The following is a 21,875-nucleotide window of genomic DNA, read 5'->3' as shown; positions in this document are numbered from 1 at the left end:
ACGGCGACCCACCAGGCGATGGCGTCACCGACCCCGACGCACTCTGCGACGGCGCCGCCGTCACCGACACAGAAACACTCGGCGTCGGACGCGCGACGCTCGCCCCCTGGTGGTCAGCGTCCCCGCTCGCGGTGAACGCGAGGCTCAGCGTCACGACTCCGGAAACCACCGCCAGGCCGGCAACGGACAGCGCGACAAGAGTCCTGACCCGCCGTACGACCATGCGTGTCCCCTCTTTGGCCCGGTCGCGCCGGTCAGGCCCGGTCCCGAGCGTCTCGGTGACCAATCGTGCCCGACGGTGGGCTCGAGCGCTGACGGGAACCCGGCCATCCAATTGCTGCGAGTGGTGCCGGTCTCCGGCCGAATGCGGGATCGCCCAGGGGGATCGGCGATCGGTATCATGGCCAGGCGGCCTGCCCAAGACACCTTTGTGTCCAGGAAACCTGTGCGCGGGGCTGGAGCCGGTTGCAGACAACAGACAGCATTGCCGAGGCGCTGGCATACGCGAGGAGGCCCACGATCGCAACCAGCAAGGGCTTGCAGGTCCGGGTCGGCGACCCACTCGGCATCGTTCCGCGGGCCGATCGGCAGCCACGGGCGACGTGCCGCGACCAGTGGGTCGGCTGATGCGCGTCCTGTATTCGTTCCCGACCCGCCTCGGGGCATCGGGCGTCGGCACGACGGCCTGGCACCAGGTGGCGGGCCTTGCCGAGCATGGCGCGGAGGTGACGGTCGTGTGTGCCACCAACGAACGCGCCTTGCCGCCCGGGGTCCGGGTCCTGGAGACACTGCGCCTTGCCGGTGTGAAGATCCCGTTCCGGGTGCTCGGCTTCATGCGAGCGGTCACGCTGCACGACCGCCGGACCGCGGCCATCCTGCGCCGGATGCGACAGGAGATCGACGTCGTCCATTGCTGGCCGATCCGTTCCGAGCAGACGCTCGCAGCCGCGCGCCAGTTCGGGATCCGGACTGTGCTGGAGCGTCCTAACGCGCACACGGCGTTCGCCTTCGACGCCGTGGAGCAGGTCTGCCGGGAACTCGGCATAGCGGTCGACCCTTCGAGCCCGCACGCTCGCCGACCCGAGAAACTGGCGTACGAGGAACGCGAGTACAAGCTGGCGGACCGGCTGCTGTGCCCCTCCGACTTCGTGGCGGACACCTTCCGCGACGCCGGCGTGGCCCCGAGCCGGCTCCTGCGGCACCGGTACGGGTTTGACCTGGCGCGCTTCAGCCCGGCGGGCCGGGTCGACGCGGACCGTCCCTTCACCGTCGGATTCGTCGGGCGCGGCGAGCCACGCAAAGGCCTGCACCACGCGCTGCGGGCATGGTTGCGCTCCGGCGCGGCCGAAGCGGGCGGACGATTCCTGATCGCGGGCGCGATAGAGCCGGGTTACCGGGCCGTGCTCGCGCCGCTCCTCGCCCACGAGAGCGTCGAAGAGCGCGGCCACGTCGCCGACCCGGCGAGCTTGATGCGCTCCTGCGACGTCCTGGTCCTTCCGTCGGTCGAGGAGGGCAGTGCCCTGGTGACGTATGAGGCGCGCGCCTGTGGATGCGTCCTCGTCGTATCGGACCGAACCGGGGCTGTGTGTGAAAACGGGGTCGACGGCCTCGTGCACTCCGCGGGCGACATCGAGACGCTCACCGCTCACCTGCGCTCACTCGCTGAGGACCGCGAGCGCCTTGAGCGACTTCGCGCCGCCAGCCTCAGGGGCGCACACGACCTGACCTGGTCCGCCGCAGGTCGAGTCCTTCTGAACGCCTACTCGAAGGCGCTGAGCGGCTGAGCTTGTGCCGCCGTCCCTGATGGCAGATCGATTCGCCGTCGGCGCGGAGCGCCTCGGGTCCCGGAGCGCCGGGCACCCGGCGCCGCCCGGCTTGCTGCCTACTGGGGCCCGTAAACCTCGTCTTCAATGGTCTCCCGCGTGGCCCGCTTCGCCGCGTCCCACGGGGTTGACCGGATGCTGGCGGCGACGGCGGCGGGGAAGGGCCGGCCCGGCTGGACGGCCCCGCTCAGCGCATCGGCCAGACCACGGGCCGCCGGTGACGCCCAGCGCACGTACGGGTTGTCCATGCTCGTCTTCGCGTACGCGGATTCGGACACGACCGGTATGACGCCGCACGCCAACATCTCGTCGGGCACCAGCGACAGGTTGGTCAGCGAGATCGCAATCCCGCTGGCGCACTGGTTGTACAGCTCGCTCAGCTTCGCGGGGCTGATGACGCCGTGGTTTGTCGCCGGAAAGGGCATGGTGACGGTGGGGTCGCCGAAAATGTGGATCTGGTGCTCCGGGTGACGGCGGTGGAACTCCCGCAGCGCGAGCACGCCGAGCATGAAGCCGCGACGGGCACTGTCCCGCTTGGCGTAGAACACCACTCCGGTCCGCGGGGCGGGGTTGGTCAGCCGGTAGATGTCCGTATCACAGCCGAACTCGGCCACCCGCGCCTCGACTCCGAAGCGGTCTCGAAGAAGGTCCGCGAGCATCGGACCGACCGTGATGGATCGGAAGCCGAATCGATAGGTGTCCTCGGCCAGAACGTAGTGGGCGCCCGCCGGGTAGAACCATGGCTCGAAGTCCTGGATGAAGTAGAGCCGCCGGGTGGGCAGAGTGGCATGTGAGGCCAGCACGTGCGCCGTCTCCCACCCCGACGCGACGTACGCGTCCAGCGGGGCGAGGCCCGAAGCGACCGCTCGTACCTCGGCCCGCATGCCCGGCCAGTTCTCCCGGATCACCCGCTCGTGCCGGACAAGTTCACCGGAGAAGACATCGTGGATGTAGAGCACACATGTGTGACCGGCCGCCTCCATCCCCTCCACCATGCGGAACAGGGTGGTGTGCCCCCCGGAACCTCGGCCGGGGGGCGTGCAGATCCAGCCGACCGTGAGCGGCGTGCCGGGGGCCGGGCGCTGTTGCGGGCTCGCGAGGTTCAGCCCTCGGGAATCGGTGAGGTGGTCGAGATCCAGCAGGCCGTCCAGGTCCGACGCGCCGAGCCGCTGATAGGCCACCCGCGCCGCCCGCTGAGCGAGTCCGCGCAGCCCGGAGCGGCGCAGCACTCGCCAGACCTCGCGTTGGCGGGCCGAGGTGAGACGGACAGTCATATGCTCAGGATCCCCAACCGACGGGCCAGCCGAAGCGACCGATCAAAGACGAACAGACCAGCGACAAAGCTGACGAGGCACAGACCGGCCAGGATCGCGATGGACCAGCCCACTGAGAGGCCGCCGGGCGGCGGGTCGGTCATGAGGAGCTGGCGCTCAGCGCTGATGACGTACGAGTGCGGCACCAGGTAGCTGAGCCACCGGATCCAGATCGGCAGGACGTCGATCGGGAACAGAGCTCCGCCCAGCACCGCGGCGGCCAGGCTGTAGAGCGCGACCACGGGCTCGCCACGCTTGAAGAGCAGGATGAAGCTCGCGGCGAACGAGCCGAGTGCGTTGCACGCCACGATGCCCAGGAAGAGCACCAGCAGGGCCACCGGTACGGCGGTCAGCTTGATCGGTGCGCCGAGCAGGCAGCCCGTCGCGACCATGACACAGGCCAGTACCGCACCTGTGAAGCTGCGCCAGATGTTCATCGCCACCGGGATCAGCGCCCACGGCACGGGTTCCACCAGGTACGTCTCGAGAGTTCCGCGCTCCATGGCGAAGTTGAGTCGGCTGGTGAGGCCGACCAGGGCGTCCTGAAGCCCGGCGATCACGGCCGTTCCGATGAGCATCATCATGAACAGCTGGTTGCTTATCTCCAGGAAGGTGCTCTGGAAGTAGTAGAGCAGGACCGGGAAGACCACCGACAGGTACCGCAGGATGGTCGACGCGGGGAACATCCGCTCCTCGACAAGGTCGATGCGGATGTAACCCTCCAGGGTGTCCAGCACCTTGCGGCCTCGGCTACGGTTTCGTGCCGTGACCGGGTATGCCAGGCTCATCGCGCATCTCCTCGCTGGTAAACCTGAGCTATCAAGTCGCGCAACGGCATCGGAATCTCCCGCACGTGCCGGATGGAGTTGGCCAGCGGTCCAAGTTGCGCCAGCACCGCGCCGACTCGGTCAGATCCCGTTGGGCGGCACCGGACAGTCACGCCGTCGACGTCGACCGGAATGCCTTGTGCGAGCAGGCCGTCCGCGATCAGATGGGCGGTCGGGGAATCGTCGAGCACGAGCTCCAGCTCCGGGCGTTCCCACTCGCGGCGCAGGCTGTCGAGGTCGCCGGAGTATTTCATTCTGCCACCGTCGAGCAGCAGCGCCTTCGACCGCAGGGCTTCGATCTCTTCGAGCCGGTGCGACGAGATCAACACGGCCAGCCGCTCCTGTTTGACCAGGTCCATGATCAGGGTGAGCAACCCGTGTGCGGCGATGGGATCCACCGCGCCGGTCGGCTCGTCGAGAATCAGCGCTCGGGGACCCGGCAGCAACGCGCGGGCGAGACGGAGCCGGGCGCGCATGCCGGCGGAGAGGCCGGCCACCACAGAGTCGGTCTGGGCCGCGAGGTTGACCGTTTCCAGCACGTACGGGATTCGCTCGGCGAGTTCGTTCCTCGGCATGCCCTGCAGGCGCCCATGCAACTGCAGGTTCTCCCGGGAGGTCGCCCGCATGAGCAGGCTGCGGTCCTCGGACGGCATCCACCCGATCACCTGGCGGACCTGTTCCGAATGCCGGCCGACGTCAAACCCCAGGACGGTACCCTGTCCGCCGGTCGCGGTGGTCAGGCCGACGATGATCCGGAACATGGTGGTCTTGCCTGCGCCGTTGGGGCCCACGATCGCGCAGATCTCGCCGGCGCGGACCACCAGGTCGACGCCGTCCAGGGCCTTGACGGGCTTCTGCAGGTGGGAGCGGGCGAAGAGCCGCATCCAGGGCGGAGTCGGCTCGTACAGCTTGGTGAGTCCCGACAGGACAATGACGTCGTCGCTGTCGTCCGGCGCCCCGTGGTGTGCCGTGGTCATCAGCATGCCCCCGCCCCTACCTCGATACCCGTCCGCCGCCACCGCCGCCACCGCAGATGGCCGACGGCCCGATCGCGCAGCGCCAGCACGTGGGCCGGCACGAGTGGTCCTTTCCCTCGTCGCGCCCGCGCCACCAGGGTTTCGTACGAACGCCGGAGTCCGAAGGTGCGCGACTCCGGGCAGATCTGTTCTGCGAAGGCGACCAGGCGGGCCAGGACCTCGGCCTCCTCCTCAGTCGGGCGGCCGCCCTGGTAGTAGGCCTGCTGGGCGATGAAGAGCGCCTCGCGCGCCACCCCGCGGCGGGCGGCGGACCGCAGCCGCGCGACGTCGGCCAGCCGATCACCGTCCTCGTCGAACAGCACACCGAACGCAAGGTTGCGCTCGGTCAGATCGCGCAGGGCTCCCGGGTAGAGCTCCTTGTGCATGTTCTCGCCGTGCTGGCGGTAGTAGGCCAGATCCACCCCGTTGACTCGCCCGATCGAGCCCCGGGTGGCGGTGCGCAGCCACATCAGGAAGTCGGCGGCGTGCGGCAGCCGGGCGTCGTAACCGACGAGATCCTGCAGTGTCTTGGTGCGCATCACCGCCTCAGGCGTGTAGATCGGATTGCTGACGTGCCTGCACAGCAGGCCGAGCCACTCCTGGCCGGACCAGATCGACCAGGAGCGCGGGGAGACGCGGGCGGCCGGCGGCTCGTTGGAGAAAGACCGCGTGAAACCGTAGACGAGGCCGACCTCCGGATGTGTCTGCATCAGCGCGGCGGCATTGGCCAGCCCGCGTGGGGCGAGCATGTCGTCAGCGGAGAGCAACAGCACGTACTCGCCGGTGGCGCACGCCAGACCCTCGTTGTACGTGGCGATGTGGCGCTGGTTGACCTCGTGCACGGCGACCCGTACCCGGTCGTCTTCGGCGGCGATCCGTCTGGCGATATCGGCGCTGTCGTCGGGCGACGCATCATCGATGATCAGGACATCGACGTCGACGTCCTCCTGCTCAAGGACGCTACGCACGCAGGTTGGCAGGAAGTGCCCGTACTTGTAGCAAGGGATGACCACCGAAACGGTCGGCCGGGACCGCAGCGGCTGCGGCGCGGATTTGATCATTCGTTGTCAGCCAATCCAGCTCGAGCGAGCGCCTTCGGGCGCGAGCAGATACTAGCCTTTTGGAATGCACACCACGTCCTCCCAATAGGTGTGTTCGGACGACGACGATGGGAAGCGCCCTGGGCCCGTAGCTGTTGTCCGCTCCGCCCGTCGGTATGCATGGCGGCACCATCGTATGGCTGAAACCGAGTGCCGCCGGTATCAGCGAGTACTGCCCGACACGGGCGCGGTTGGACGGCGAGGTGCGTGGTACGGAAAGCAGGTTGCCGATGGCGAGAAATGCGTGTCGGATAGCAGACAATCCGCCGCGGCGGCCGGATCACTTCTCGCCGCGCCTGGCCGGCCTAGTCCGATTGGAGATATTCGGACTGCCGACGTACGTACGAGGTCCGAACGGTTCGTCGGGGATGGCTGAAGCGCCATACCGCTCCGCACAATCCGCTCATGAGCGCGAGCGTGAAGGCGAAGGTGGAGAAGCCCAGGGAGTCGAACGTCGCTGATACAACGATCGACGTCACCAGGGCGGAGATGAGCGCTGCGCAGAGGTGGCGATCCGCGGGACGCGTCGATCGACGCAGCGCGATGCTGGCCAAGGTTATGCCGGTGACATGCAGCGCAGCGAACGCGGCAGCACCGACGATGCCGGAGGTGACCAGCGAGTACAGCCACTGACTGTCGAGGATCAGGTAGAGGTCCGGGATCAGCGTTCCTGGGCCGCGACCGAGCCACGGGCGCTCGGAGAACCATTGAGCCACGTAGGCGTAGTCATCGGTACGGCCGGTGATGCTTGGATCATTCTCGGCCGTGGCGAACATGGACTTGAGCGTGCCGAGCAGGCCCGGCTTGACCACCATGAGTGCCGCGACGACGGCGCCGCCGACAATCAGCACGTTGTACCGGGTCCGCCAATCCCACGCGGCGAGGAACATGACGGCCATCGCGATGCCGAGCGCCAGGACACCGGTGCGGGAGATGGCGAACGGGATGGCGGCCGTCACGAGCACGCCGACGGTCCCTGCCGCCAGTCGCGCGTTGCGGGTCGGGGCGAACCTCGCGAAGTGGATCGCGAACGGGACCGCCATCGCCATCACCGTGCTGAATTCGATGTAGTGGGTGGCTGTGCCGGCAACCCGGAACAGGCCACCGGCGCCGCGCGGCTGGAAATCGGCCACGTCGCTCTTCAACTGCAGTCCCGGGAAGGTCATGTACGCGACGATGTTGACTTTCAGGCTGGCCTGGAGCAACCCGACGACAGCCATGAAACCAGCCGACCAGAGGTAGACGCGCAGGACACCATTGAGTCGTTCCCAGTTGGGGATGCCGTCCGCGGCCATCAGCACAACCCCGAGGAACTGAACCGTCACGATCAGCGTGAAGTCCTGTCCGTTTGCCTCCAGGGTGGTCAGCCCGCGCGCCAATCCGGCAAGGTACGACAGCAGGATCGACACCAGGTACGCGAACACCACCCAGCGCATCGGCTGTGGACCGACCATCACCAGGCGAGGGTTGAGCCGCGTCGTCAACCACCAGCACCACAAGGCAAAGGCGGTGAGGAGGGCCGGCCGCCCGGCGTACGTCAGTTCGGGCACGATCAGGGGTGCCGGCAGGCAGTACAGCAGGCACACCATCATGCTCATCACGGTCGCCGGGTCGACCACCGTCGATCGACGACGGGTCGTGTAGGTGTGCGCCGTGAGCAGCGACGGTTCAAGGTCGACCGGGTGAAGCGCGGTGGCGCTCACCGGCCACGGTCTCGCATGTCCTGTTCGGCCCAACGGTCGGCCGGCCGCGGCAGAATGATGGTTTCCTCAACCGCTGGCGGTCGAGCCACGGGGGCTCCGGTCGACTCCGCCGTCCGCTGGCCGTCGGCCCGCCGTGCGCCGTACACCGACCCGGGGCCGTCGCTGATCGTCCGCGGCGGCTGCTGACTGTAGCGGGTGGAGTCCTCTCGGTCATCGCCGTCTGACAGCGGCGGTGTGGACCGTGGGGAAGACGCGTTGGCGGGTGCGTCCTCCCGCCTTTCGTCCGACTGGGCCGGCTTCTGGTCACCCCGCTTCGCATGCTGGCTGCGGCGCCGGCGGAGCAGCGCGTCGAGGCTGATCGTCCCCGCCGCGGTCAGCAGCAGCCCCACGCCCACGGTCACGATGAGGGCGCGCTTGGTCTTCGAGGTCACGGTCTCGACGTCGCTGCCGTCGGTCAGCGTCTGCGTGCCGATCTTGTCTTCGGCCAGCACGCCGTAGCGGTTCTGCTGCGCCTCGACGTCGGCCTCGAGATCCTTGATGACCTCCCGCACGGTGGCGGTCGCCTTGGTCGGTGTCTCCGCCACCGCCTCAACGATGAAGATCGGGGAGCGCTCATCCAGCTGAACCAGGACGCTGTCGGACAGACCCGCGTCCTTCAAGCTCGCCAGCGTCTTCTGGTTGACCACGTTGAGGATGGCCGCCTGGCAGAGCGCGTTGAACCCGAGATCGAGCCAGGGATTCTTGGGTCGGGGCTTGCCGGCGGGCTTTGAGGTTGAGTCAGCGGGGCCCGGAGCCGGGATCAGCACCACGTGACCTGTGGCGCGGTAGTCGGGCTTGACGGACTGCCCGACCAGCGCCGAGATAAGGATCGTCGCGAGCAGGATCGGCAGAGCGACATACCACCGCCGGAAAAGCAGACGGGTCAGGTCCCAGAGATCCATCAAGGTCCTTCGACATTAATCGACCGACCATCCGTCGGTGGAAGTAGGGGGAGCTGGTGCGGCAGCTAGCACCAGTATCCGGTCGCGTCTCACTGCTCTGCAAGCATGTGGTGGACGACGAGGGAAATCCTATGCGGGGCGGCGGTCACGCCTCCGCCGATCGGGTGGCAACGCGCCGGCAGGTGGGCGCCGAACGACCGCGTTCGTCGCGTGGTCGGGGATTTCCGGCTGCCGGGTGTCGTTCATCGCACCACCGCCGGCGACCGCGCGTCCCGCACGAGCAGGTGCGCCGAGCCACTGCCGTCCGCCGGGACCTGCCAGATGTCGCTGGTCGCGGTGCCCTCGTCCGAACGGGGCAGGCCATAGATGAGGTGGTCGCTGTCGAGCCACTCGACCTGGTCGTCAACGCTGCGGGTCTCGGCGAGCAGCGTCTCGGCCCCGGTCGCGAGATTGTAGGTGGCCAGCCGCCAGTGGCCCGGGGGCAGGTCGCCGTGCTTCTTGAAGGCGATGCGGGTCCGGTCCGGCGACAGCGACGGGCATTCGGCGTCCTCCCGCAGCGCGGTGACCCGACGCGCGGCGAGGCTTCCCTCGACGAGCCAGGTCTTCCCGCCCGAGGCGGCGGTGGCGTAAAAGCGATCGTCGTCGGCGAAGGTCACCCCCCACAGGTTCCTGTCTGCCGCAGTAACCACCTTGCCGTCGACCTCGAGTTCGAACCGCTCGAGGTCACCGAGCACTTCGCCCTCGACCCGGCTGACCACGGTGCGGGTGGAGAACTGCCCCGGGTTGGCGTACGAGTCCCCGAAGACGAACGTGGTGGTCGCCACCAGCGATCCGTCCCGGGACAGCCGGGCCCGGCTCGGTGTGCCGACCAGCGGCAGATCGCGCCGGGGTGCCCAGTCGGCGTCGAGCAACTGTGCGCGGTAGGTGGTCACCAGGCCCCGGTCAGCGGCGAGGCAGATCGCCTCGTCCCTGGTCGCGTAGACCCGCTCGCAGGACGCCCGGGTGACCGCGCGTGGCCCGGTCGGCGCCGCGAGCGGGACCATCGCCACCCGGCCGTAGTCGGCGCCCAGGGCGGTGTTCCGGAAGACCAGGTGTGGCACGCTGCGTACGGCGGCGAGGTCAGTGCGGGTGGGAGCGCCCGCCGCCGCCTGCGCCGCCGTCTGGTCCTGCCGGGCCTGCCAGACATAGCTGCCCGCGCCGGCGACGGCGACCAGCAGCACCACCACCAGTACCGCCAGCCGCGCCCGCGGGCCGAGCCCACTCACCCGCTCGCTCATCTCGGCACTCCGCTGGTTCTGGGTTCGGTGGGGGTGGGCGCGGCCGGGCGGTCGATGCCGTGCAGCAGCCAGGCGGCGACGGGTACGGCGCCGGCCAGCAGGGCGGCGAACAGCAGCAACGCCGGGCGCGGCCCCTGCAGGCTCCACAACAGGCCGAACAGGACCGACGCGGCGAACCGGGCCAGCACCACCGTGGTCTGGGCGGCGGCGATGCCGCTACCCCGCGCACTGGCCGCCACCAGCCGGCTCGCCAGCGCCGCGAGCACGCCGTCGGTGGCGGCGTAGAAGGTGCCGAGCAGCAGCAGGACGGTGAGCGTGAGGCCCACGCCACCGCCGGGCAGCGCCGCGAGCAGATAGCCGCCCAGCAACGCCAGGTGGCCGGCGACGAGTACCCGGCCGCGGCCGACCCGATCGGCCAGCCGCCCCAGGGGCACGGCCAGGGCCAGATAGGCGACGTTGGTTCCCACGTAGAGCAGCGGGAAGTAGCGGGCGGCGAAGTCGTCCCGGTCTTGAAGGGACAGATAGAGAAAGCCGTCGCCGATGGTCAACAAGCCCAGCAGGGCGGCGGCCAGTAGCGGTCGCCGGAGGTTCCGTCCGGTGACTCCCGCGATCACTCGCCGCAGACCGGCGCGGCCCGTGCCGGCTGCGGTCGGCAGGTCGGGCACGAACAGCACCAGCACCGCCACCCCGGCGATCGCAAAGGCGAACGAGACGACGAAGATGGAGTCGTAGCTGCCCGGCACGGTCGCGAGCAGGGCGAAGGCGATCAGCGGACCGATGGCGGCGCCGAAGGTGTCCAGCGTCCGGTGCACGCCGAACGCCCGCCCCAGCACGTCCGGCTGCGACGCCGCGGCGATCAGAGAGTCCCGGGGCGCGGTCCGCAGGCCCTTGCCCAACCGGTCCGCGGCTATCACCGTTGTGATCGCAGCGAAGTCCGCTGCCGGTAGCATGGCCAGGCGGCTCAGTGCGGATGTGCCGTACCCCGCCGCCGCCACCCACTTTGGTCGCTGGCTGCGGTCGCTGGCGTAGCCCCCAGCGATCCGTACCAGGGCGCTGGCGCCTTGGTAGATGCCGTCCAGGAAGCCGTACGCGATGGGGCTCAGGCCGACCACGGCGGTGAGGTAGAGCGGCAGGACCGACGCCACCATCTCCGAGGACACATCGGTGAGCAGGCTGACCGTGCCGAGGAGCACGACGGTTCCGGAGACGCGGCGCACGGCGGCGCGGGGCCGGTTCGGGCCGCCATGGCCCGGCCGGTCCCGCAGCGTCATGTACATGTCTCCACCTCCCGGCCTGCTGCGGCGGCTGTCCGCCGCCACCGGCCGGATCCTTTCGCGCCAGCCGTCAAATCGTTTGTGACCCGTCAGCCGGCCAGCGCGGCGGTCAGGGCCGCCACCACCGCCTCCTGCTGATCGGTGGTGATCTGCGGGAAGATGGGCAGCGAGAGCAGTTCCGGCGCGATTCGCTCCGCGTGCGGGAACGTCCCCTCGGTGTAGCCGAGGCCGGCGAAGGCCGGCGTCCGGTGCACCGGCACGGGGTAGTGGACCGCCGCCCCGACGCCAGCCGCGTTGAGCCGTGCCAACACCCGGTCCCGTCGGACCGGCGTGCCGTAGCCCGGGATCCGGACACAGTAGATGTGCCAGACGTGCTCGTTGCCCAGCAGGGTCACCGGTCGGATCACGTCGACCGGCTCGAGCAGCGCGTCGTACCGGGCCGCCGCGGCCCGGCGCAGCGTGTTCGAGTTTGCCAGTCGGGCCAGCTTGGCGCGGAGGACCACCGCTTGGAGGGCGTCCAGCCTGCTGTTCACGCCGATGACGTCGTGCACGTACTTCTTCAGGCCGCCGTGGCTGCCTAGAGTGCGGACCGCTGTTTCGAGCTCGGCGTCGGCGGTCACCACCGCGCCCGCGTCGCCGTATGCCCCCAGGTTCTTGCCAGGGTAGAAGCTCGTGGCGGCGATGCCATCGACACCGGCGCTGCGCCCGTGCCGGGTGGCGCCCTGACACTGCGCGGCGTCCTCGACGATGGCGATGTCCCGCCCGGCCAGGCCGGCTCGCAGTCGCTCCATCGGCGCGAGCTGGCCGTAGAGGTGTACCGGGATGATCGCCCGGGTCGCGGGCGTGATCGCGGCAAGCGCCGCGTCGACGTCGATCAGGTACGAATCGGACTCGCAGTCGACCAGCACCGGTCGCGCGCCGGTCCGGGCGACCGCCTCGGCGGTGGCGATGAAGGTGTTCGTCGGCAGGATCGCCTCGGCGCCGGGCCCGACGCCGACGGCGCGCAGCGCCAACTCGAGCGCGTCGGTGCCGTTGGCCACGCCGACGCAGTGCGGTACCCCGCTGAACGCGGCGTACTCCCGTTCGAACGCGGCCACCTCGGCGCCGCCGATGAAGGCGGTGTCGGCGATGACCCGCTTGAAGCCGGCCTCCACCTCCTCCGCGACCTCCGCGTGCGCGGCGGCAAGATGGACGAGCGGAATGTTCGGCATGACTAGCTCCCCACAACCTTCGGCATGGCCAAGTCTCTGATCGCCGCCGCCGGTTCCGGCTGCGCGGGCCCGTCGGCGGCACGCAGCCGACGGGCCGGGTTGCCGGCCCAGGTCTCGCCGGGCGGCACGTCGCCCAGCACCACAGAACCCATCCCGACCAGCGACCACTCGCCGATCGTCACGCCCTCGCGGATCAGCGCCCCCGCGCCGACGTACGCGCCGAGGCGCAGCACCGCATTGCCGCCGAGGCGGACACCGGAGGCGATGGTCGCATGGTCGTGCACCCGGTTGTCATGGGTCAGGACGGCGTGCGGCATGACCGCGACGTGCTCGCCCACGATCACGTCCGCGGTGAGCACCACGCCCGCGAGCAGCACTGTGCCGGGACCGACCGAGCTACCGGCGCCGAGGTCCGCGCTCGGATGGACGATCGTGGCGTACCGGTCGGTCGGCAGAGCGAGGCCCTCGACGATCCGCTGCCGCACCACATAGTTGCGCGGGTTGCCGACGCAGATGACGGCCGACGTCTGCCGCATCTCGGTCAGCCGGCCGATCCCGCCGATGACCGGGAGACCGACCCGCTCGGTGCGGTGCAGTGCGGGGTCGTCGTCGAGGAACCCGCGCAGCCGCCAGGTCGGCCGCGCATCGTTGATCGCGCGTACCGCCGCCGCGGTCTCCCGCGCGAATCCACCCGCGCCGACGATGACCAGATCGCGCATCAGCTGGCCAGCTTGTGCAGCACGCTGACGATGTGGTCCTGGTCGTGCTCGGTCAGCGCGTGGTGCAGCGGCAGGATGAGCGAGTCGCGGGTCAGCCGCTCGGTCACCGGCAGCGGCGCGGGCGACACGTCGGCGTAGGCCGGCTCCAGGTGGGCGGCCATGATGCCGCGTCGGGCCGACACTCCGGCGGCAGCCAGCTCGGCGAGCACCTCGTCGCGGCCGGTCCCGTACTCCGGGTCGATCAGCAGCCAGAACGACTGGAAGTTGGTCTCGCCGTACTCGGGGTCGCGGACCGGGGCCAGACCCTTGAGGTCCGCCAGCAGCTCGTGGTAGCGGGCCGCCAGCGCGCGCCGGTGAGCCACCAGATCCGCGAGGCGGCCGAGCTGCACGAGACCGATCGCCGCCTGGATGTCGGTCATTCGGTAGTTGAAGGCGGTCTCCAGGTAGGCCTCGATGACCGGCTGGGAGCTGGCGTGGCGGTCGGCCGCGGAGACGTTCATGCCGTGTTCCCGCAGCCGGCGCAGCCGGGCCGCCCACTCCGGATTGTCCACGGTGACCATGCCACCCTCGCCCGTCGTCAGCAACTTGCGGGGATGGAACGACCAGGCCGAGATCGTCGCGCCGGCGCCGACCGGCCGTCCGTACGCCGTCGACCCGGCGGCGCAGGCCGCGTCCTCGATCAGCGGCAGCCCCCAGCGGCCGGCGGCGTTCCGCAGCGCGGCGACGTCGAACGGCACGCCGCCCTGGTGCACCGCGATCACCGCCCGGGTCCGGGCGGTGCGCACCGCGTCGATCGTCGCCACCGTCAGGTTGCCGGTGCGGACGTCGACGTCGGCGAAGACCGGGGTGGCGCCGACGTAGCGCACCGCGTTGGCGGTGGCGATGAACGAGAATGATGGCACGATCACCTCGTCGCCCGGGCCGATCTCCAGCACCACCAGCGCCAGATGAAGTGCGGTCGTGCACGAGCTGACGGCCACGCCGTGGCCGGCGCCCACCAGGGCGGCGAACTCCTGCTCGAACCGGGCCACCCGGGGCCCCTGGGCCACCCAGCCCGACCGTACGGCGTCGGCGGCGGCCTGCGCCTCCTCCTCACCGAGGCGGGGGATCATCACCGGGATCCGGGTGCTGCTCACTTCTCGGCCCGCCACCAGTCGACCAGCCCCTGAAGCCCCTCGTGCAGGCCGATCTCGGCGCGGAAGCTCAGCTTCTCCGCGGCGGCGGTGGTGTCGGCCAGTCGGCGGGTGACGCCGTTGACCGCGCGGGCCGGACCGTGCTCGGGTGCGAGGTCGGACTTCATCACGTCGCTGAGCGCCTGGGCCAGCTCCTTGAGGCTGGTCTCGGTGCCGCTGGCGATGTTGAACACCTCGTCGGTGACGTCCGCCCGGGCGGCCAGGATGTTGGCCCGGGCGATGTCGGCGACGTGCACGAAGTCCATCGTCTGCAGGCCGTCACCGAGGATCAGCGGGGGCACACCCGATTCGATCCGCTCCATCCACCGGATCAGGACCTCGGTGTAGAGGCCGTGGATGTCCATCCGGGGGCCGTAGACGTTGAAGTAGCGCAGCGCGACGTAGTCCAGGCCGTACATGCTGTGATAGCTGCGCAGCATGCCCTCGTTGAACGCCTTGGCGGCGCCGTAGAACGTGTCGTTGTGGTACGGGTGGTGCCGCTCGGTGGTCGGGAACTCGTCGGCGAGCCCGTACACGGAGGCCGACGAGGACAGGATGACCTTGCGGACCCGGGCGGCGGCGGCCGCCTCCAGCACGTTGAACGTGCCGTCGACCAGCACCTCGTTGGCCAGCCGCGGCTCCTCGGCGCACTGGGTGATGCGGATGGCGGCGAGGTGGAAGACCAGGTCCTTGCCGCGGGTCAGTTCGTGCACCAGCCCGACGTCGCGGATGTCTCCCTCGACCAGGCGGACACCGGCGTGCGGCAGTGCCCGGGCGAGGTTCTCCCGGCAGCCCCGGACGAAGTTGTCCAGGACGACGACCTCGGCCGCGCCGCCGGCGACCAGCTGGTCGACGACGTGGGAACCGATCGTGCCCGCTCCACCGGTGACCAGGGCCCGTGCCCCGGCGGTCTCCACCGCGCTCATGCCGTTGCTCCGCTTCGCTCCGCGCCGGACTGAGCAATTGCCCTACCGGTTTCGACGATTTGCCCGTGCACGTCTGTCCATTCGTTGAGATTGACCACTGATCCGCCACTGGCGAGGCTGCGCGAGGCGGCCTCCAGGATGGCCATCACCCGCAGGCCGGACCGGCCGTCGGTCAGGGCGGGCGTGCCGGTGCGTATCGACCGGGCGAACTCCTCGACCATGGTCCGCAGCGCCTCCCGCTCCGTCAGGGCCGGCGCCACCATGTCGCCCGAGCGGTACGAGACCAGCATGTCCCGGCGCTGCTCGTCGCCGAGCTCCTCCGCCGACGCCACGTCGACCCCGCGGTCGAAGATCGAGAGTCGCTGGCTCGGGTTGAGGTCGTCCCAGACCAAGGTCCGCTTCGACCCGCCGATGATCGCGGTCCGGATCTTCACCGGGGAGAGCCAATTGACGTGGATGTGCGCGATCGCGCCGGTGTTGAGGTGCAGCGTCAGGTAGGCGACGCAGGCCCGCCCCGCCCCGATCCGGTCCGCGCCGTGCGCGGCCACCGAGACCGGCGCCACCCCGGACGGGAGGATGAAGTCGAGAATCGACAGGTCGTGCGGCGCCAGGTCCCACATCACGTCGATGTCGCGCTGGACCAGCCCGAGGTTGATTCGTACCGAGTCGAGGTACTGCAGCTCGCCCAGTTCCCCGCCGTGCAGCAGCTCGCGGATGCGCAGCACGGCGGGCGTGTAGCAGTAGGTGTGGTCGCACATCAGCGACAGTCCCCGGCCCTCCGCCTCCGCCACCAGCGCGCGCCCCTGTTCGACGTCGGCCGCCAGCGGCTTCTCCACGAGCACGTGCTTGCCGGCCCGTAGCGCCGCCATCGCCACCTCGAGGTGGGTGCCGGCCGGGGTGGCGATGGCCACCGCGTGTACGTCGTCGTCGGCCAGCACCGTGGCCAGGTCGTCGGTCGCCTGGACCGTCGAGTAGTCACCGAGCGCGCGTCGGGCCCGGGTCATATCGAGGTCGCAGAGCCAGCGCAACCGGAATGCGTCAGAGGTCTGGAAGTTACGCACAAGATTCGGCCCCCAGTAACCGGCACCGATGACGGCAACGCCGATTGGTTCGACGGCAGCGGGCGATGAGTTCACTGATACCCGTTTCGCTAGTCAGGACAGGAAAATCCGCTGAGGGGGGGAGTTAGTGGCGACGTCCATTCGGCAAGCTACCGAGGTCGTCCTCGCCAGCGCCAGCACCGACCGGGAATTCCGGCGGTGCCGCCGGGGTCATTCGGTCCGTTTGGTCTGCCCGCGCACTTCGAATGGCCCGTTCTGCGGCCACTGGGTCGGCTTTCTGACATTGCCCTTGTTGCCGAATGTCTACCGTTTCCACCGCACAGAAGATCACCGGACCGCGGAGGGAACGAGAGATGACGGACGCCCACCGGGCACCGCACGACGGTGCGCAGATCGCCGCGACGGCCGATGTGGACGAACGGGCCACCATCCGTCCCGGCACGCGCGTCTGGCACCTGGCTCAGGTCCGCGAGCATGCCTCGGTCGGCCGGAACTGTGTCATCGGCCGCAGCGCGTACGTCGGGCCGGGCGTCCGCCTGGGCGACAACGTCAAGCTGCAGAACCACGCCCTGGTGTACGAGCCAGCGGAACTGGCCGACGGGGTCTTCATCGGGCCGGCCGCGGTGCTCACGAACGACGAGTACCCGCGCTCGGTCACCCCGGAGGGGCGGCTGAAGAGCGGCGACGACTGGACAGCGGTCGGCGTGGTGGTCGGCGAGGGCGCGGCGATCGGAGCGCGGGCCGTCTGCGTGGCGCCGGTCTCGATCGGCCGGTGGGCCCTGATCGCGGCCGGCGCGGTGGTCACCCGGGATGTTCCCGACTTCGCGCTCATGGTCGGAGTTCCCGCCCGCCGGGCGGGCTGGGTGGGCCGGGCGGGCGAGCCGCTCGTGGCGAAGGACGACGGCCGGTGGATCTGTCCGCGCACCGGAGCCGAGTACCGCGAGTGCGAGGGGCGGCTGACCGAACTGCCGTCGGCCTGACGGCCGCGCCGGGGTCGACGTCCCCGGTCGAACGCGTCCCGCCGACCGGCCCGAGCCGGCGGGGGGCTACCCTCGCCGGGGTGAACTGGTTGGATCTGGTCGGCTGGGCCGGCTCCGCGGTGCTGGTCTGGTCGCTGCTGCAGTCGCGCATCCTGCGGCTGCGCGCGCTCAACCTCGTCGGCTGTCTCGTGCTGATCGGCTTCAACGCCGCGCTCGAGGTCTGGCCCATGGTCGGGCTCAACATCGTCCTCGCGGTGATCAACATCTGGTATCTGCGCGGGATGCTCGCCACCCGGCACGACGAGCAGACCTACCAGGTGGTGGAGGTCGGCGTCGGCGACCAGTTCCTGGCGCACACCCTGCGGGTGCACGCGCCGGACATCGCCCGGTTCAATCCCGACTTCCACTGGGACCCGGATGCCCCGGGACGCTCCGCGTTCCTGGTGGTCACGGCCGATGAGGTGGTCGGGGTGGTGCTGTCGCACGCCGAGACGCCCGGGGTCGCCCAGATCGACCTGGACTACGTGACTCCGAAGTTCCGCGACTTCACCCCCGGCGAGTTCGTCTACCGGCGCAGTCGCCTCTTCACCGAACGGGGCTTCCACCGCGTGGTCAGCCCGCCCGGGATGGTCGCCCCCTACTACCACCGGCTCGGCTTCCGCCCCGAGGGCGACTCGTACGTCCTCGATCTGCCCGCGTCGCCGGCGGCCGAATCGGCGTAGCGTCGCCGGGGCAGGATTCGGCTGCCGGCGGACGGGGCACAGAAGCGCGTACGCCGGGCGGGGCTGCCGACCGGCTGGCACCGCGCGGAGCGGCCGGTGCCACCACGACGAGGGAGCGAACCAGGCGTGCAGAGCTACGGGAGCCAACTGGCTCTGGTCGGAGTCCTGGTCGTCATCAACGCGCTCTTCGCCGGCAGTGAGATGGCGTTGGTGTCGTTGCGGGACAGCCAGATCCAGCGGTTGGAGCGCACCAGCCGGGCCGGGCGGGTGCTGGCCCGGCTGGCCAAGGACCCGAACCGTTTCCTGGCCACCATTCAGATCGGCATCACCCTGGCCGGCTTCCTGGCCTCCGCCGCCGCGGCGGTCTCGCTCGCCAAGCCCCTCGTGCCGCTGCTCGGCGTGTTCGGCGGCGCCGCCGAGACGGTCGCGATCGTGGCGGTCACCCTCGCGCTGACCTTCGTCACCCTGGTCTTCGGCGAGCTGGCCCCCAAGCGGATCGCCATGCAGTCCGCCGAGCGGTGGGCGCTGCTGGTGGCCCGCCCGCTCGACCTGCTCGCCACCTTCACCCGACCGGCCGTCTGGGCGCTCGGCGCCACCAGCGACCTGGTGGTCCGCCTGGTCGGGCTCAACCCCAAGCACCAGCCGGAGGAGATCGGCCCGCACGAGCTGCGCGACATCGTCGCCGGCAACCACGGCTTCACCAAGGAGCAGCGCACCATCATCGCTGGCGCCGTGGAGATCGCCGACCGGCGGTTGCGGGCGGTCCTCGTACCCCGGTTGCGGGTCTTCACGCTCGACAGCGGAACCACCGCGGAGGCCGCGCGGCTGGTGCTGGCCGCCACCGGACACTCCCGCGCGCCAGTGGTGCGCCACGGCGGCCTGGACGACACGCTCGGGGTGATCCACCTGCGCGACCTGGTGGGGGTGCCCGACGACCGGCGGGTCGACGAGATCGCCCGCCCTCCGATGTTGCTGCCCGACTCGCTGCCGGTGGTGGACGCGCTGCGCCAGTTCAAGGCCGAGCGCCAGCAGATCGCGCTGGTGGTCGACGAGCGCGGTGCCGTCGACGGCATCGTGACGTTGGAGGACATCCTGGAGGAGATCGTCGGGGAGATCTACGACGAGACCGACCGGGACGGGTACTCGGTGCGCCGCGACCCGGACGGCGCGCTGGTGCTGCCCGGCACCTTCCCGGTGCACGACCTGACGGACATCGGCGTCGAGCTGCCGTCGCGGCCGGCCGGCGACTACACGACCGTCGCCGGGCTGGTGCTGGCCCGCCTCGGGCACATCCCCACCGTCGCGGGGGAGGACGTCACCCTGGACGGGTGGGTGCTGATGGTGGCCGGCATCGACCACCGGGCGATCACCGAGGTACGGCTGAGCCGGGTCCCCGATGAGACCGACGCCGATCGGGACGCCGAGCCGGTGCTGGACGAGGCCCGCGGCTGACCCGAGGGTTCCGCCGCCGGGTGTGCCTGCTCAGGCGGGGGAGAGGTTCTGCAACCGGACCTGACCGCGGGCGATCAGCCGCTGGTCGGCATCGGTGATCTCCACCTGCCAGAGCTGCTGGCTGCGGCCCCGGTGCACCGGGGTGCCGACCGCGGTCAGCTCGCCGTCCCGGACGGCCCGCAGGAAGTCGGTCTGGTTCGACACCCCGACGACCGTGCCCCGGTCGGCCAGCCAGAGCGAGCCGCCCACGCTGGCGGCGGTCTCCACCACCGAGCAGTACACCCCGCCGTGCTGGATGCCGAACGGCTGGTGCAGCTCCGGCCGGACCCGCCAGCTGATGACCACCCGGTCGGCGGTCGCCTCCTCGAACTTCAGGCCGAGCAGGGCGACAAAGCCACCTGTCAGGTCCGGCATCTCCACGGTAAAGCCTCCTCGATCAACTGGCCGCCAGCCTAACTGGGGCGGCTTGCGCCAAACCCGGTACGGGTCGGTGCCGGCGATGGGGGAGAATCGGTGACCGTGACCGACAGCAGCCTCCCGCCGCCCGGGCGGGCCTCCCTGACCGACGACCTGCTCTGGCGTGGCCTGATCCAGGACTCGACCGGCCTCGACGAGCTGCGCGAGCTGCTCGACGGCGGAGGTGCCGCCACCTTCTATGTGGGCTTCGACCCCACCGCGCAGAGCCTGCACGTCGGCTCGCTCATGCAGGTCATCACGGCCCGTCGGCTGCAACTCGCGGGTCACCGCCCGTTGCTGCTGGTGGGCGGGGCGACCGGCCAGATCGGTGACCCGAAGGAGAGCGCCGAGCGGACGCTCAACCCGCCCGAGGTGATCGCCGGCTGGGTCGAGGGGATCCGCGACCAGCTCGCGCCCTTCGTGTCGTACACGGGCGAGAACGCGGCGCAGCTGGTGAACAACCTGGACTGGACCGGCGAGATGTCGGTGGTCGAGTTTCTCCGCGACGTGGGCAAGCACTTCCCGGTGAACAAGATGCTCGCTCGGGAGGTGGTGCGTGCCCGGCTGGAGATCGGCATCAGCTTCACCGAGTTCAGCTACCAGCTGTTGCAGGCCAACGACTTCTTCGAGTTGCACTGCCGGCATGGCTGCCAGCTTCAGTTCGGCGGCTCCGACCAGTGGGGCAACATCACCGCCGGCGTCGACTACGTGCGCCGGCGTGGCGCCGGGCCGGTGCAGGCGTTCACCACGCCGCTGGTCACGAAGTCCGACGGTACGAAGTTCGGCAAGACCGAGGGCGGCTCCGTCTGGCTCGACCCGTCGATGACCAGCCCGTACGCCTTCTACCAGTTCTGGCTCAATGTCGAGGACGGGGAGGTCGACCGCTACCTGCGGTACTTCAGCTTCCGCTCGCGCGACGAGTTGGAGGAGTTGGCGAAGGCGACCGCCGAACGGCCGGCGGCCCGGCTGGCGCAGCGCGCGCTCGCCGAAGAGCTCACCACCCTGGTGCACGGGCCTGAGGAGGCCCGGCAGGCGATCGCCGCCAGCCAGGCACTCTTCGGCCGGGGCTCGCTGGACGATCTGGCCCCGGAGACGCTGCGCGCGGCGCTGACCGAGGCCGGCCTGGTGCGACTCGCCGGCGAGGTGCCGGACGTGGCGGGCCTGCTGCGGGACTCCGGGCTGGTGCCCAGCCTCAAGGAGGCCCGTCGGGTGATCGCCGAGGGTGGCGCCTACGTCAACAACAACCGGGTGACCGAGGTGGACGCCGTGGTGTCACCGGCCGACCTGCTGCACGGGCGGTACCTGGTGCTGCGCCGCGGCAAGCGCTCCTTCGCGGGCGTTGAGCTGGGCGGATAGTCGTCGGTCGACGATGTGACGGGGGACGCGTCCGGCGGATTTGACGATCACTCCGCCGGACGCGTAACTTTCTCTCTGCCAGCGCGGAACGGACGAAACAGGCGAAAGCCTGAAACGGCCGGAGCGCGGCAACGGCCTCGGGGTCGGGCGGGTTCGCCCACCGGATCCCGAACCGGGCGGTGCCCCAGATTCGCCGCGAGGCGGATTTGGTGAGGCGGAACCGACCGGGTAAGGTTGGCAAGCGGCAGGGAAACGGGCGAGTTCGCGGGAAACCGCAACGGCCGGCCTGCCGACCCCGTGACGAGAGCGGCGCAAGCCGGTCGAGGCATGGTGCCCGCAATACGGAGTGAAGCACGACGGACCGCGAAACGGCGGTTTGACACGGCGGAAACCGGCGGGTAACGTAGTAAGAGTGCCTAGCGCGACTGAGCGCTGGGGATGCGGTAAAAATGCCCCGAGAGGGTGCTCCACTGAGTGGGGCTTCTGGTCGGTGTGTGGTTGTTCTTTGAGAACTCAACAGGGTGCTTGAAAAGCCAGTGCCAATTA

Annotated in this window: 19 protein-coding genes; 5 read left to right on the top strand and 14 right to left on the bottom strand. The window is 70.0% G+C overall.

The window, feature by feature from the left end; translation table 11 throughout:
* Nucleotides 1–626: 626 nt before the first annotated feature.
* Entirely contained in the window at nt 627–1,784 is a 1,158-nt protein-coding gene (locus ABZV00_RS36355; RefSeq protein ID WP_355614753.1) for a glycosyltransferase family 4 protein, read from the top strand.
* Between the two features lie 98 nt (nt 1,785–1,882).
* On the opposite strand, the gene ABZV00_RS36350 is transcribed toward ABZV00_RS36355, so the two are convergent.
* The 13 genes from ABZV00_RS36350 to ABZV00_RS36290 form a co-directional block, all read right to left on the bottom strand.
* Nucleotides 1,883–3,097: a hypothetical protein gene (locus tag ABZV00_RS36350; RefSeq protein WP_355614750.1), complete on the bottom strand. Its 1,215-nt coding sequence runs from the start codon at nt 3,095–3,097 to the stop codon at nt 1,883–1,885.
* A complete protein-coding gene (locus ABZV00_RS36345) occupies nt 3,094–3,924 on the bottom strand; it encodes an ABC transporter permease (protein ID WP_355614747.1) in 831 nt (276 codons plus the stop codon). Before ABZV00_RS36345 ends, ABZV00_RS36350 begins: the two co-directional genes overlap by 4 nt.
* Nucleotides 3,921–4,946 carry an ABC transporter ATP-binding protein gene (locus ABZV00_RS36340; protein WP_355614744.1) on the bottom strand — a complete coding sequence of 342 codons (1,026 nt, stop codon included), beginning with the start codon at nt 4,944–4,946 and terminating at the stop codon, nt 3,921–3,923. Before ABZV00_RS36340 ends, ABZV00_RS36345 begins: the two co-directional genes overlap by 4 nt.
* Nucleotides 4,940–6,040 carry a glycosyltransferase gene (locus ABZV00_RS36335; RefSeq protein WP_355614741.1) on the bottom strand — a complete coding sequence of 367 codons (1,101 nt, stop codon included), beginning with the start codon at nt 6,038–6,040 and terminating at the stop codon, nt 4,940–4,942. Before ABZV00_RS36335 ends, ABZV00_RS36340 begins: the two co-directional genes overlap by 7 nt.
* Nucleotides 6,041–6,384: 344 nt before the next feature.
* Nucleotides 6,385–7,782, bottom strand: coding sequence for an O-antigen ligase family protein (locus ABZV00_RS36330; RefSeq protein WP_355614738.1), 1,398 nt, complete (start codon nt 7,780–7,782; stop codon nt 6,385–6,387).
* The gene (locus tag ABZV00_RS36325; RefSeq protein ID WP_355614735.1) at nt 7,779–8,723 is read right to left on the bottom strand and encodes a hypothetical protein; all 945 of its coding nucleotides are present in this window, start codon (nt 8,721–8,723) and stop codon (nt 7,779–7,781) included. Before ABZV00_RS36325 ends, ABZV00_RS36330 begins: the two co-directional genes overlap by 4 nt.
* Before the next feature lie 242 nt (nt 8,724–8,965).
* Nucleotides 8,966–10,000 (bottom strand): hypothetical protein, encoded by a 1,035-nt coding sequence (locus tag ABZV00_RS36320; protein ID WP_355614732.1) that lies wholly within the window; start codon nt 9,998–10,000, stop codon nt 8,966–8,968.
* Entirely contained in the window at nt 9,997–11,277 is a 1,281-nt protein-coding gene (locus ABZV00_RS36315; RefSeq protein WP_355614729.1) for an MFS transporter, read from the bottom strand. Before ABZV00_RS36315 ends, ABZV00_RS36320 begins: the two co-directional genes overlap by 4 nt.
* Nucleotides 11,278–11,363: 86 nt before the next feature.
* Complete coding sequence (locus tag ABZV00_RS36310) at nt 11,364–12,485, bottom strand: DegT/DnrJ/EryC1/StrS family aminotransferase (protein ID WP_355614726.1); 1,122 nt, start codon at nt 12,483–12,485, stop codon at nt 11,364–11,366.
* Nucleotides 12,486–12,487: 2 nt separating this feature from the next.
* Nucleotides 12,488–13,204, bottom strand: a complete 717-nt coding sequence (locus ABZV00_RS36305) for an acetyltransferase (RefSeq protein WP_355614723.1) — start codon at nt 13,202–13,204, stop codon at nt 12,488–12,490.
* A complete protein-coding gene (locus tag ABZV00_RS36300; RefSeq protein WP_355614720.1) occupies nt 13,204–14,340 on the bottom strand; it encodes a DegT/DnrJ/EryC1/StrS family aminotransferase in 1,137 nt (378 codons plus the stop codon). The genes ABZV00_RS36305 and ABZV00_RS36300 overlap by 1 nt, the downstream gene beginning before the upstream one ends.
* Nucleotides 14,337–15,302 (bottom strand): NAD-dependent epimerase/dehydratase family protein, encoded by a 966-nt coding sequence (locus ABZV00_RS36295; protein WP_355614717.1) that lies wholly within the window; start codon nt 15,300–15,302, stop codon nt 14,337–14,339. The genes ABZV00_RS36300 and ABZV00_RS36295 overlap by 4 nt, the downstream gene beginning before the upstream one ends.
* Entirely contained in the window at nt 15,299–16,438 is a 1,140-nt protein-coding gene (locus ABZV00_RS36290) for a Gfo/Idh/MocA family oxidoreductase (protein WP_355614714.1), read from the bottom strand. Before ABZV00_RS36290 ends, ABZV00_RS36295 begins: the two co-directional genes overlap by 4 nt.
* A 278-nt stretch (nt 16,439–16,716) precedes the next feature.
* On the opposite strand from ABZV00_RS36290, the gene ABZV00_RS36285 reads away from it, so the two are divergent.
* From ABZV00_RS36285 to ABZV00_RS36275, 3 genes are all read left to right on the top strand, one after another.
* Nucleotides 16,717–17,343 (top strand): acyltransferase, encoded by a 627-nt coding sequence (locus ABZV00_RS36285; RefSeq protein WP_355614711.1) that lies wholly within the window; start codon nt 16,717–16,719, stop codon nt 17,341–17,343.
* An 80-nt stretch (nt 17,344–17,423) separates the two neighbouring features.
* Nucleotides 17,424–18,065 carry a hypothetical protein gene (locus tag ABZV00_RS36280; protein WP_355614709.1) on the top strand — a complete coding sequence of 214 codons (642 nt, stop codon included), beginning with the start codon at nt 17,424–17,426 and terminating at the stop codon, nt 18,063–18,065.
* 126 nt (nt 18,066–18,191) lie between these two features.
* Nucleotides 18,192–19,517, top strand: a complete 1,326-nt coding sequence (locus ABZV00_RS36275; RefSeq protein ID WP_355614706.1) for a hemolysin family protein — start codon at nt 18,192–18,194, stop codon at nt 19,515–19,517.
* A 30-nt stretch (nt 19,518–19,547) separates the two neighbouring features.
* Here the strand turns inward: ABZV00_RS36275 and ABZV00_RS36270 are convergent, their stop codons facing one another.
* Nucleotides 19,548–19,931: a PaaI family thioesterase gene (locus ABZV00_RS36270; protein WP_328426472.1), complete on the bottom strand. Its 384-nt coding sequence runs from the start codon at nt 19,929–19,931 to the stop codon at nt 19,548–19,550.
* A 105-nt stretch (nt 19,932–20,036) separates the two neighbouring features.
* Between ABZV00_RS36270 and tyrS the strand changes: the two genes are divergently transcribed.
* Nucleotides 20,037–21,329 (top strand): tyrosine--tRNA ligase, encoded by a 1,293-nt coding sequence (tyrS, locus tag ABZV00_RS36265; protein ID WP_355614756.1) that lies wholly within the window; start codon nt 20,037–20,039, stop codon nt 21,327–21,329.
* Nucleotides 21,330–21,875: the final 546 nt, after the last annotated feature.

The sequence above is a fragment of the Micromonospora sp. NPDC005173 genome, assembly GCF_040608515.1.
Lineage (GTDB): Bacteria > Actinomycetota > Actinomycetes > Mycobacteriales > Micromonosporaceae > Micromonospora.
The sequence above is the reverse complement of the archived record's forward strand: the minus strand, read 5'-3'. Positions and strand labels throughout refer to the sequence as shown.